The sequence below is a fragment of the Streptomyces achromogenes subsp. achromogenes genome (assembly GCF_000720835.1).
In the GTDB taxonomy this organism is placed as follows: Bacteria; Actinomycetota; Actinomycetes; order Streptomycetales; family Streptomycetaceae; genus Streptomyces; species Streptomyces achromogenes.
Genome location: NZ_JODT01000019.1, coordinates 93,180 through 104,627, shown reverse-complemented (window position 1 = coordinate 104,627; position 11,448 = coordinate 93,180). Strand labels below are relative to the sequence as shown.

Genomic DNA, 11,448 nt, shown 5'->3' with positions numbered 1-11,448 from the left:
TGTGGCCGGAATCGTATGGCGGGGTTCACACGGTCGTGTGAGGCGGTCCGGGAATGGGATCCCGGGGTTCCCGCATTACTTAAGGTGCTGCAACAATGCGTCCGCACATACCAGCTGGTCGCCCTGGACCTCTAGGAGCCCCCATGACCACCTCCGCGCCCGCCGCCTCCCGCGCGGCCCGCGTCCTGTCCCGCCCGGTCCGGCTGAACGGCCTCACCGTCCCGAACCGGATCGTGATGGCGCCGATGACCCGGAAGTTCTCCCCGGGCGGTATCCCCGGCGCGGACGTGCGCTCGTACTACGCCCGCCGTGCCGCCGCCGGCGTCGGCCTCATCGTCACCGAGGGCACCTACGTGGGCCACGAGTCGGCCGGTGAGAGCGGCCGCGTCCCGCTGTTCCACGGCGAGGAGCAGCTGGCGGGCTGGGCGAAGGTCGCCGAGGAGGTGCACGCGGCGGGCGGCGCCATCGTCCCGCAGCTGTGGCACATCGGCATGGTCCGCAAGCCGGGCCAGCGGCCCTACCCGGACGCCCCCGCCATCGGCCCCTCCGGCCTGGTCACCGCGGGCGCGGAGCCCACCGGCACGACGATGACGCACAAGGACATCGACGACGTCATCGGCGCCTTCGCGCGGGCCGCGGCCGACGCCGAGCGCATCGGCTTCGACGGCGTGGAGATCCACGGCGCCCACGGCTATCTGCTGGACCAGTTCCTGTGGGCGGGCACCAACCGCCGTACCGACGCCTACGGCGGCGACGCGGTGGCCCGCACCCGGTTCGCGGCCGAGGTCGTCGCCGCGGTCCGCGAGGCGGTCTCCCCGGAGTTCCCGGTGATCTTCCGCTACTCGCAGTGGAAGCAGCAGGACTACACCGCCCGCCTCGCCGAGACCCCCGGCGAGCTGGAGGCCGTCCTCACCCCGCTCGCCGAGGCCGGCGTCGACGTCTTCCACGCCTCCACCCGCCGCTACTGGCGGCCCGAGTTCGACGGCTCCGACCTGAACCTGGCCGGCTGGACCAAGAAGCTCACCGGCAAGCAGGTCATCACGGTCGGCTCGGTCGGCCTCGACGGCGACTTCATCAACGCCTTCCAGGGCGAGAGTTCCTCGGTCAAGGGCATCGACAACCTCCTGGACCGCCTGGAGGCCGACGAGTTCGACCTGGTCGCCGTCGGCCGTGCGCTGCTCCAGGACCCCGAGTGGGCGGCCAAGGTCCTCACCGACCGCTTCGACGAGCTGAAGTCCTACGACGCGTCGGCCCTCGCCACCCTGAGCTGAGCCGCGCCGAGCCGAGCCGCCCGGGGCCGAGCCGTCCGAGCCGCCCCGGGCGGAGCCGCCGCTACAGGTTGCCCAGCGGCTCGATGTCGACCCGCATCGGCGTCCCCCACACCCGCAGCACCTCGTAGTCGGTGAACTCGTGGACGAGCCGGTACGCCATCGCGGGCCGGGAGCCGCGCCGCTGGGCCGCGAGATAGGCCTCCGCCTCGGCCCGGTCCCGGCGCGGCGTGCCGCACAGCTGCCATTCCTGCCCGTTCCACAGCTCCGGCAGCCACCGCTGCTGGGCCTGCGGGCGGTCCCCGCGCACGCCGTACCGGGAGGGCGCGGTGGGGGCGGGCCCCGCCGGACGCGGCCGGGCGCCCTGGTACTCCGAGCGGCGCGCGGCCCGGCGCCGCGTCTCGCACAGCAGGCACAGGTCGGGGGCGCTCTCGTCCACCGGACCCTGCGGATGCTCGGGACACCGGGTGGCGGGCGCCCCCGTGGTCACGCTGTCCTCCAGTAGGTCCAGGGCGCGCCGCAGGTCGTCCTTGATCTCGTGCAGCCGGGCGTCCGGCGTGTCGGCGGTCAGGGCCTCGCCGTGCTCCCCGAGCAGCCGGAGAGCCCGTCCGAGGGCGGTGAGCTGGGCGTGGTTCATATCGGTCGGTCGCCTCCTTGCCTCCATGGTGCCCTGGACCCCGGCGGGAGCGCGGGCCGTGGTGGAGTGGGCGCCATGACGACGCGCCGTACGGCCCGCCTGCCGGACGCCCTCCACCGCTTCAACGCGGCCCACCCCTGGGACCACAACGCCCATTACCACCCCTGGCTGCTACGGCAGTTGCCCCGCCGCTTCGGCGCCGCGCTGGACGTGGGCTGCGGCAGCGGGGAACTGGCGCGGCTGCTCGCCCGGCGCGCCCGCGAGGTGCACGCCGTCGACTCCGACGCGGGAATCCTGGCGCGGGCCCGGGAGTCGACGCCCGGCGGCGCACCCGTCGCCTACCGCGTCGCCGACGCCTCCCGGCACCTCCCCGACGGGCCCTACGACGTGATCACCTGCGTCGCCGTGCTCCACCACCTCCCCCTCTCCGAGACTCTCACCCGCCTGCGGGACCGGCTCGCGCCCGGCGGCACGCTCGTCGTCGTCGGCTGCGCCCGGGCGTCGGACCCGCTGGACCACGCGCTCGGGCTGGTCGCCGTACCGCTCAACGCGCTGACGGGCTGGGCGAAGAACCGGGGCCGGCCGGCCCCGCGCCGGCCCCTGTCCATGACGGCCCCCACCCGGGACCCGCGGGAGACCTACGCCGAGATCTCCCGCACGGCCCGCCGCCTGCTGCCCGGGGCGAGGCTGCGGCGCCGACTGTTCTGGCGCTACACGCTGGTGTGGCGGGCGCCCTCAGGCCGGTGACCCTCAGGCCGGTGGCTCTGAGGCCGGTGGTTCTGAGGGTGGTGGTTCTGGGGCCGGTGGCTCTGACGCCGGTGGCTCCGTGGCCGAAGGCGCGTGAGGCGGGTCAGCCGGACGCGTGGGACAGGGCGGCGCGCAGACGGCCGCCCGACTCCTCCAGCAGACGGGCGGCCGTGGGTCCGTCGACGCCGGCGAGCAGGGCCAGGATCGCGGGCTTCACCTCGCCGCCGGTCTCCGTCAGGGCCCGGTCGATCTCGGCGTCCCCCGCGCCCGTGGCCAGGGCGACGATCCGGTGCGAGCGGGCCCGGAGCTTGGCGTTGGAGGCGCGCACGTCGACCATCAGGTTCCCGTACGTCTTGCCGAGCCGGATCATCGTGATCGTCGACAGCATGTTCAGCACCAGCTTCTGGGCCGTGCCCGCCTTCAGCCGGGTGGAGCCGGTGATCAGCTCCGGACCGACGACCACCTCGATGCGGTGCTCGGCGGCGGCACCCAGCGCGCTGTGCTCGTTGCAGGCCAGGCCGACGGTCAGCGCGCCGAGCGCGCGGGCGTGCTCGACGGCCCCGACCGCGTACGGGGTGCGGCCGGAGGCGGAGACGCCCACCACGCTGTCGTCCGCGGTGATCTTCAGCGCGTCCAGGTCCCGGCGGGCCAGCTCGGCGGAGTCCTCCGCGCCCTCCACGGAGGTGACCATCGCCGCGGGGCCGCCCGCGATCAGGCCCACGACCTGGTCCGGGTCGGTGTTGAAGGTGGGCGGGCACTCGGAGGCGTCCAGCACGCCCAGCCGCCCGGCGGTGCCGGCCCCGGCGTAGACGAGCCGGCCGCCGCGGGCCATGCGCTCGGCCACGGCGTCGACGGCGGCGGCGATCCGGGGCAGCTGACCGGCCACGGCGCCGGGCACGCCCGCGTCCTCGCCGTTCATCAGCCGGGCGATCTCCAGGGTGGGCAGCTGATCGATGCCGGCCAGCTCGGGCCGGAAGGCCTCGGTGGTCAGGGAGGCCAGCTGACTGCGCAGGTCGTGAGAGGTCATAAGGGGGGTGGCTCTCTCCGGTACGGGGACGTGCTGTCCCTACGGTCTATCGCGAAGCGCTCCGGTGCCGGTGCGCCAGCGCCTCGTAGGACGCGGCCAGCGCCGGTGCCGCCGTCTCGTACGTCCGCTGCGCCACCCCGACGAACAGACAGTCCACCACCAGCAACTGGCTCGTCCGGGAGGACATCGCGGCGGGGCGCAGCTCCGTCTCCCGCGAGGTCGACGTGGTCAGCACGAGATCGGCGTACTGGGTGACCGGCGCGTCCGGCCGTCCGGTGACGGCCACCGTCGTCGCCCCGTGCTCGAAGGCGACCCGCAGCGGCTCGATGACGTCCCCCGTCGTCCCGGAATGCGTGATCGCGATCGCCACATCACCCGAACGGAGCTGCACGGCGTTGGTCACCGCCAGATGCGGATCGCTGTGCGCGTGGGCTATGAGGCCTATCCGCAGCAGCTTCTGGGTGAGGTCCTGGGCGACCAGCCCGGACGCCCCCACGCCGTACACATCGGTGCGCCGGGCCGCGACCAGCGCGGTGACGGCCGCGCCGAGCTGCCCGGTGTCGAGGCCGGCGGCCGTGTCGGCGAGGGTCTGCTGCTCCTCGTAGGCCAGCTTGGCGACGACGTCGTCCAGGGAGTCGTCCACCGCGATGTCGGTGGTGATGGCGGGCGCGCGGCCGGACTGCTGCTGGGCGGCGAGTCCGGCCAGGGCGAGCCGCAGGTCACGGTAGCCGGGGTAGCCCAGCAGCCGGGCGGTGCGCACGACGGTGGCCTCGCTGGTGCCGGTGAGTTCGGCGAGGCCGGTGACCGTGAGGGCGGCGCAGCCGGCCGGGTCGTTGGCGACGGCCTCGGCGACCCGCTGCATGGACCGGGTCATGGAGGGGGCGAGCGTGCGCACCTTCGCGGCGAGGGAGCCGACCGGACTGCCGAAACTTTCCTTCACGTCCTGGGTCACGCATGAAAGATATTTTCGGTTCGGTGTCCCGGTCAAGACTGCGCACAATGGGTGCATGGACCCCATCAGCCCCCTGGAACAGGCGTTGCACGCGGCCCGCGCCCTGGTGCTCGCGGACCTGGTCGCGCGCGAGGTCGCCGAGGCGGACGTGGTCTCGCTGGTGGAGGAGTCCATCGCCCAGCGGCGCTGGTGGGTCGAGCAGTGGCCGGACGGAGCCGCCTTCGTCGCCGGGCTGGTCGCCCAGGACGTGCAGGACGCGCTGCTGGAGCGGTACGGCCGCTGGCCGCTGTGCCCGGTGTGCGGCTCCGGCGACCCGCACGCGCTGGACGTCGAGCCGGAGCTGGGCCCCGACCCGCACTGGGTGTGCCACAAGGCCGGCGTGAAGGTCGCGGCGGTGGGCTCGCTGGGCTCGGCCACCGGCGGAACGGTCTCGTCGTGACCCTGTACGTCGACCCGCCCGCCTGGCCCGGCCACGGCCGCCTGTGGTCGCACCTGGTCAGCGACGCCTCGTACGACGAACTGCACGCCTTCGCCGCCCGATTGGGCCTGTCGCGGCGGGCCTTCGACGGCGACCACTACGACCTCCCGGAGGACCGCTACACGGACGCGGTGACCGCCGGCGCGGTGGAGGTCGGCAGCCGCGAAGTGGTCCGGCTGCTGCGGGAGTCGGGGCTGCGCCGGCCCAAGGGGCTGCGGGCGCGGCGCGGGTAGACCGGGGGAAGCGGCGTCAGGAGCGGCGCAGATACAGCCCGAGCCCGGTTTCCATGTCGTGTTCGTCGTGGGCCGTCCGTTCCTCCTCCACGGTGGCCCGGACGAAGCCCGCGCGGGCCGCGACCCGCTGGGAGGCGGTGTTGCCGTGCTCGATGGCCAGCAGCACCAGGTCGACGTCCTCGCGGGCCAGCGCCCACTCGGTCAGCGTGCGCAGCGCCTCGGTCGCGTAGCCCTGGCCGCGGGCCTCCTCGACGAGGTCGTAGCCGATCTCCACCCGGCCCTCCTCGTCGGGGGCGCTGTGGAAGCCGATGCCGCCCAGGGCGCGGCCGTCCTCGTTCCGGACGACGGCGAAGACCCCGAACTCCGGCCGGTGCACGCCCGCTTGGTACGCCTTCACCAGGAAACCGGCGGCCTGCTGGGTGCCGGTGTACGGCTCGCCGCCGAGCCAGTCGAAGCCGCCGTCGCCGCCGAGGCGCAGATCGTGGGCCTCGGCCGGGCGGATGCCGGTGAGGGTGCACCGCTCGGTGGGGATGACCAGGTTGTTGCGCCAGCGCCACTCGGTGACCCGGGCGCGGCCGGGCAGCTCGCCGCGGCCGGTGGCCCACAGCAGGGTCGGCCAGGGCTCGGGGCCCGGCTGGACGTGCGGGAAGAGCCAGGTCAGGACGGACTCGGCGAGGTCCGCGGAGGGCTCGTAGGGCAGGCCGAGGCCCTGGGTCATGTCATGGGTGTGCAGCAGCACCTCGGCGACGCCCATCGCCGCGAAGCCCGCGCGGTCGGCGCTGCCGTACGGGTAGTTGTGGTAGGCGCGCACCCCGGGCGGGGCGGTGTCGACGGCCGCCGCCAGCAGTCCGCCGGTCGCCTCGAGGACCTGGAGCAGGTCCGCGTTCCCGGCGCCCTCGTCGGGGGTCAGTTCGAAGGGGACGTAGGCGTCCTGGGCGCGTGCGACGAGATTGGAGGCGTAGGCCACCAGGTCGTCGGCGACGTGCACGGCCGTGGTGCGGCAGTCCCACTCCAGCCCCCCGGCCGGGACGGCCGTCCAGTCGCGGTCCACCGCCGGGCGCAGGGCCGCGAGGCAGCCCGCGACGGCCTCGTTCACATCGTCGCCATTCATCGATTGCATGGGCGAACCCTAGGCGGCGGCCTGCCTCAGGGCGACAGCATTTCCAGCTCGGAGGCGAGGTTGTAGCGGGCGGTGGCCTCCCAGTGCTCCCGGCCGTACGGGGTGTGGAACAGGCGGGGCAGGCCGAGGAGTTGGCGCAGAATGGCCGAACGTCCGTCGCGGAAGGCGTCGTTGGGCACGAAGTGGTACTCCTCGCGGATCCCGGCGGTGTACACGGCGTACGCGGACGGGGGCGCGGCCAGGATCGCGAGGTCGGCGTCGCACAGCACCTGGCCGTCGAGGTCGTCGGCGCCCGGATCGTGGCCGACGGTGAGCCGGACCAGCCGGGCCACCTCGGCCGTCTTCGCGTCCGGCAGGCCGGCCTCCGGCAGCGCGCGCTCGGCCAGCCGCGCGGACCGTTCCTCGTTCTCGGACCGCTCCGGGAGGTAGACGGCGTCGTGGAACCAGGCGGCCAGCCGGACCACGTCCGGATCGGCCGCGTACCGCTCCAGGGTGTCGACGTGGTCGAGTACGGCGGTGAGGTGCGCCACGGTGTGGTAGTGGCGCTGCGGCTCCTGCCATCGGGTGAGCAGGTGGTCGGCGTACGGGGCGGGGTCGGGGCCGCCGCCGGGGGCGCGGGCGGCCTCCAGGGCGCGGGTGAAGCGGCGTCGCAGGGCGTCGAGGTCGGCCATGGCCCCATTCTCCCGCGCCGCCTGCCTCCTGCCGTCTGCCGTCTGCTGCCTGCCGGCCGCCGCCTCCCGAGCGCCGGCGGCCCATGAGCCGTCCCGTTCGTACGGCTGGCCCCCGTTCGTACGGCTGGCCCCCGTTCGTACGGCTGGCGCTCGGGGACGGGCATACTCTTGAATTGGACTAGACCTGTAGTCGCCCGACGAATGCCGATGAATGGGGTGCCATGAGCAAGCGTGCAGTCCTGGAGGTGATCGCCCTCGACCTGGAGGACGCGGTCGCCGCCCAGGCCGGAGGCGCGGACCGGCTGGAGCTGGTCACCGAGATGGCGGCCGACGGGCTCACCCCCGCGCCCGCCACCGTCGCCGCGATCCGCGCCGCCGTCGACATCGACCTGCGCGTGATGCTCCGCGTCGCGGACGGCTTCGCGGCCGGGGACCTGGACCGGCTGGTCGGCCTGGCCGGCGAGCTGCGGGAGGCCGGCGCCGACCAGTTCGTGCTCGGGTTCCTCGCCGAGGACGGCGGCGCCGACGTGGCCGCCGTGGAGCGGGTCGTCGACGCGCTCGACGGCTGCCCGTGGACCTTCCACCGGGCGATCGACCGGGCCGCCGACCGGGACGCGCTGCGCAAGCAGCTCGCCGACCTGCCCGGGCTGGACACCTACCTCACCGCGGGCGCCGCCTCCGGCGTGGACGACGGCCTGCCCACGCTGCTCGCCGAGGCCGCGCAGGGCGGCGGACCGGGCTACGAGCAGCAGATCATGGTCGGCGGCGGGCTGCGTCTCGACCATGTGGCCCGGCTCCGCGAGGGCGGGATCGAGGCGTTCCACATCGGCGGCGCGGCCCGCCCGGCCGGCTGGCAGGGGCCGGTCTCGGCGGAGGTGGTCGCCCAGTGGCGCACCGCGCTGGACGGCGACGCCGGCTAGTTCCGCTCTCGGCTACTTCCGCACCGGGTGCAGGCACAGCGGGGTCGCGCCGTCCGGGCTGTACTGGAGGTAGGCGTAGTAGTCGCCGTCCGCGCAGTACCCGTTGTGCTGCTCGGTGATCAGGTACTGGGCGTCCGGCGAGTCGCAGGGCACGTTCCTGAGGTCCTGGTGGGGCCACTCGCGGTCGTTGTGCGCGCACGCGCCGACCGAGAGCGGCTCGGTGTTCTTCCGGGGCTGGAAGCGCACCTTGGACGGCTCGTCGGAGCCGCCGGCCGCGATCAGCACGGGTACGGCGATCACCAGCGCGGCCAGGACGGCGAGCGGGAGCAGCGCGGCCGGCCGCCGCAGCAGCGGGCGGCCGGGATCCAGCGGCGGGCGCCAGGCGGCCGTGGCCGGTGCCGGCAGCCTCCGGATCCGGGCCAGCGCGCCGAGGTTGAGCAGCAGGGTGGCCGGCGTGATCAACAGCGACAGCGGCCCCCACCAGCCCCGTACCAGGGTGTCCCGCTGCATCTGCCGGAACACGGCCAGCGCGCAGGTGCGGCACAGCGTCTCCCGCCGCCGCAGCAGCCGCATCATCACCACCATGCCCTGGTGCCCGCGCACGGTCACCGGCGCGGCGGGCAGCGCCCCGCACACCTCGCACGCCGATCCGGGGACGGGCGGGTACGGCGCCCCGGGCTGCTGGTAGGGGTGGGCGGGATACGGGGAGTGCGGGTACGGCGTGCTCAACGGGGTCTCTCCAGGGGGACGTGCCGGAACGGATCAGCACCCTACTCGGCGAGTTGCGGGGGCAGCGGTGCCGCGTGCGTCACGATCAGGCCCGACACGGCTCGGGTCAGCGCCACGTACAGCCGCCGCAGGCCGGTGCGTTCGTCCGGTTCGCCGTCCACCACGGCCTGCGGCTCGTCCAGCACCACGTAGTCGTACTCCAGACCCTTGGCGAGCGAGGCCGGGACCAGGGTCAGCCGGGTCTCGCGGGTGGTCTCCTCACCGGGTGCCAGGTAGGAGATCCCGGCGGCCGTCAGGGCCTCGGCCAGCGCCGGGATCCGGGCGTCGGCGGCGATCAGGCCCGTCGAGCCCTCGTTGCGCAGCAGCCGCGCGCAGGCGTCGACCACATCGGCCGCCCCGGTCGCCGTACGCACCTCGAAGAAGCCGGGGTTCTCCCGGACCGAGGCGACCGGGGTGAGCCCGGGCGCGATGTGCGGCAGCAGCCGGGAGGCGTACGCGATGACGTCCGTCGGCACGCGGAAACCGGCCGTCAGCTCCTCCACCGCCCCCTCCGGCTTGCCCAGGTGCGCGAGCGCCTCCGTCCAGCTGCGGGTCGCCCACGGGGTCGTGCCCTGCGCCAGGTCGCCCAGCACGGTGGCGCTGCCGGTGGTGCAGCGACGGCCGACGGCCCGGTACTGCATGGGGGACAGGTCCTGCGCCTCGTCCAGCACCACGTGTCCCAGCGAGTGCGTGCGCTGGATCAGATCGGCCGCCTCGTCGATCAGCACGGCGTCCGCCGCCGACCACTTGGCCGACTTCACGCTGCGCGCCGGCCTGGCCCACAGGATCGTCTTCTGCTCGTCCTCGTCCAGGATCCCCGCGGCGTGCTCGGCGAGGAACTCCGCGTCCGACAGCAGCCGCAGCACCAGCTTGGCCGGGTCCACGGCCGGCCAGATCTCCTTCACGGCCGCCTTCACCGCGCTGTTGCGGGCCACCGCGTCCTGCACCCGGTCGTCCGGCGCCTCCCCGGCCTGCTCCATCCGCACCAGCACCGCGTGCGCGATGCGCTGCGGCAGCGCCTCCCGGGCCGCGCCGTAACGGATGTCCCGGGCCAGCAACTCGCCGACGATCTCCTCCAGTTCGTACGCCGGGATGCGCCAGCGCCGGGAGCCGCGCACGACCACGACCGGCTCGGTGGGCGGGGTCACGTGCGCGTACAGGGCCCGCCGGAGCACCTCGGCCATCCGGGCGTCGCCCTTGACGAGCGCGGCGGCGGCCTCGTCCGTGCCGCGCACCTCCACGTGGGCGACGAGGTCGTCCACCGTCGCCTGCCGCACGGTCAGCTCGCCCAGCGCGGGCAGCACCTGCTCGATGTAGTTCAGGAAGGACCGGTTCGGCCCGATGACCAGGGTGCCGGTGCGGGCCAGCCGCTCCCGGTGGGCGTACAGCAGATACGCGACCCGGTGCAGGCCGACGGCGGTCTTGCCGGTGCCCGGACCACCCTGCACACAGACCGTCCCGGACAGGCCGGACCGGACGATCTCGTCCTGCTCCGGCTGGATGGTGGCGACGATGTCCCGCATCGGGCCCACGCGCGGCCGCTCGATCTCCCGCTGGAGCAGCTTGCTGGTGGCGGCGGCCTCGGCCGGGTCGGACAGGTGCTCGTCCTCGTACGCGGTCAGGTCGCCGCCGGTGTAGCCGAAGCGCCGGCGCAGCCCGACGTCCATGGGGTCCTTCTTCGACGCCCGGTAGAACGGCTGCGACACCGGTGCGCGCCAGTCGATGACCATGGGGTCGCCGTCGGCGTCGTGCACATGCCGCCGCCCGATGTAGAACCGCTCACCCTCGGCGCCCTCGGCCTGCTCGGCGCCCGGGGCGTGCAGGTAGTCCAGGCGGCCGAAGAACAGGGGGGTGTCGCTGAGGTCGGCCAGCGCCTTGATGCGCTCGTCGATCTGGCGGGTGAGGACCTGGGCGTTGACCCAGTTCGCGGCGACATCGCGGATGTCGAGCGCCTCCACGTCCTCGCGCATGGCGCGCAGGGCGGCACGGGACGCGGCGAGGTGGGCGCGCTCCCGGGCCAGGGGGTCGTCGAGCGGGTCGTGGGCGGGCGTGGACAAGAGGGTGCCTCCGGTGGGCCTGCCGCATGGGCTGCGACTGCGTGGGCTACGACGATGCCGCCCGGTTTCCGGCCGGACGGCGGCACTCCGTGAGGGAGGCGGGCAAGGGCGGAGATCTTAGGCGGGGCGCCGGGAAACGTCCAACGCATTATCGGACGCCGGTCATTGCCGGCTGTTCCGGCTGTTCCGGCTGTTTCGCGGGGTCTTCCGCCCCTTGCGTCTCCCGCCCCCTCCATCCCCCTCTCCGGCTCGCCCCCTAGGGGACAGGGGTCGCCCGGTCTCAGGGATGGTGTCCACCCGGGGGCCTACGCGGGGCGGCCGGAAACTGGACCCGGGGGCCGATGTGCCGGCGGTGCCCGGCGATCCACCATTGAGGCATGAGCGCAGCGACCATCACTCCCGCCCCCCTCCGGCCGCCGTCCGGCGCCACCACGCTGGACGGCACCCACCACCACCCGCTGGGCAACGCCCTGCGCGCCGTCAAGGTGTTCGTCGAGGCCGCGTGCAGCGTCGTCATCCTCGGCGAGTACGGCGAGTACGGCGAGGAAGCGGGCATACGCCGCGGATGAC

13 protein-coding genes are annotated in these 11,448 nt (G+C 74.3%); 6 read left to right on the top strand and 7 right to left on the bottom strand.

From position 1 onward, the window contains the following. Positions 1-143: 143 nt before the first annotated feature. On the top strand, positions 144-1,271 hold the full coding sequence (locus tag IH25_RS0120325; RefSeq protein WP_030612157.1) for an NADH:flavin oxidoreductase: 1,128 nt from the start codon (positions 144-146) through the stop codon (positions 1,269-1,271). 61 nt (positions 1,272-1,332) lie between these two features. Here IH25_RS0120325 and IH25_RS0120320 read toward each other — a convergent pair whose 3' ends face one another. Beyond that, positions 1,333-1,905 carry a hypothetical protein gene (locus IH25_RS0120320; RefSeq protein ID WP_030612155.1) on the bottom strand — a complete coding sequence of 191 codons (573 nt, stop codon included), beginning with the start codon at positions 1,903-1,905 and terminating at the stop codon, positions 1,333-1,335. 75 nt (positions 1,906-1,980) lie between these two features. Between IH25_RS0120320 and IH25_RS0120315 the strand changes: the two genes are divergently transcribed. Beyond that, on the top strand, positions 1,981-2,652 hold the full coding sequence (locus IH25_RS0120315; RefSeq protein ID WP_030612152.1) for a class I SAM-dependent methyltransferase: 672 nt from the start codon (positions 1,981-1,983) through the stop codon (positions 2,650-2,652). A gap of 103 nt (positions 2,653-2,755) precedes the next feature. Here IH25_RS0120315 and murQ read toward each other — a convergent pair whose 3' ends face one another. After that, positions 2,756-3,679, bottom strand: a complete 924-nt coding sequence (gene murQ / locus IH25_RS0120310; RefSeq protein WP_030612149.1) for an N-acetylmuramic acid 6-phosphate etherase — start codon at positions 3,677-3,679, stop codon at positions 2,756-2,758. 46 nt (positions 3,680-3,725) lie between these two features. Then, positions 3,726-4,631 carry a MurR/RpiR family transcriptional regulator gene (locus IH25_RS0120305; RefSeq protein ID WP_030612144.1) on the bottom strand — a complete coding sequence of 302 codons (906 nt, stop codon included), beginning with the start codon at positions 4,629-4,631 and terminating at the stop codon, positions 3,726-3,728. 55 nt (positions 4,632-4,686) lie between these two features. Here IH25_RS0120305 and IH25_RS0120300 point away from each other — a divergent pair, with 55 nt between their 5' ends. Then, complete coding sequence (locus IH25_RS0120300) at positions 4,687-5,070, top strand: hypothetical protein (protein ID WP_030612141.1); 384 nt, start codon at positions 4,687-4,689, stop codon at positions 5,068-5,070. Further along, positions 5,067-5,342, top strand: coding sequence for a DUF4031 domain-containing protein (locus IH25_RS0120295; RefSeq protein ID WP_030612138.1), 276 nt, complete (start codon positions 5,067-5,069; stop codon positions 5,340-5,342). The genes IH25_RS0120300 and IH25_RS0120295 overlap by 4 nt, the downstream gene beginning before the upstream one ends. Before the next feature lie 16 nt (positions 5,343-5,358). Here the strand turns inward: IH25_RS0120295 and IH25_RS0120290 are convergent, their stop codons facing one another. Together IH25_RS0120290 and IH25_RS0120285 are read right to left on the bottom strand one after the other, a co-directional pair. After that, complete coding sequence (locus IH25_RS0120290) at positions 5,359-6,462, bottom strand: GNAT family N-acetyltransferase (protein ID WP_245172840.1); 1,104 nt, start codon at positions 6,460-6,462, stop codon at positions 5,359-5,361. A 26-nt stretch (positions 6,463-6,488) separates the two neighbouring features. Next, positions 6,489-7,133: an HD domain-containing protein gene (locus tag IH25_RS0120285; RefSeq protein ID WP_030612133.1), complete on the bottom strand. Its 645-nt coding sequence runs from the start codon at positions 7,131-7,133 to the stop codon at positions 6,489-6,491. 221 nt (positions 7,134-7,354) lie between these two features. On the opposite strand from IH25_RS0120285, the gene IH25_RS0120280 reads away from it, so the two are divergent. Continuing rightward, positions 7,355-8,053: a copper homeostasis protein CutC gene (locus tag IH25_RS0120280; protein ID WP_030612131.1), complete on the top strand. Its 699-nt coding sequence runs from the start codon at positions 7,355-7,357 to the stop codon at positions 8,051-8,053. A 12-nt stretch (positions 8,054-8,065) separates the two neighbouring features. Here IH25_RS0120280 and IH25_RS0120275 read toward each other — a convergent pair whose 3' ends face one another. Together IH25_RS0120275 and IH25_RS0120270 are read right to left on the bottom strand one after the other, a co-directional pair. Next, positions 8,066-8,782 carry an LppU/SCO3897 family protein gene (locus tag IH25_RS0120275; RefSeq protein ID WP_245172839.1) on the bottom strand — a complete coding sequence of 239 codons (717 nt, stop codon included), beginning with the start codon at positions 8,780-8,782 and terminating at the stop codon, positions 8,066-8,068. Between the two features lie 41 nt (positions 8,783-8,823). Further along, the gene (locus tag IH25_RS0120270; RefSeq protein ID WP_030612126.1) at positions 8,824-10,878 is read right to left on the bottom strand and encodes a HelD family protein; all 2,055 of its coding nucleotides are present in this window, start codon (positions 10,876-10,878) and stop codon (positions 8,824-8,826) included. 377 nt (positions 10,879-11,255) lie between these two features. Here IH25_RS0120270 and IH25_RS0120265 point away from each other — a divergent pair, with 377 nt between their 5' ends. After that, positions 11,256-11,447 (top strand): hypothetical protein, encoded by a 192-nt coding sequence (locus IH25_RS0120265; RefSeq protein WP_030612124.1) that lies wholly within the window; start codon positions 11,256-11,258, stop codon positions 11,445-11,447. Position 11,448: the final 1 nt, after the last annotated feature.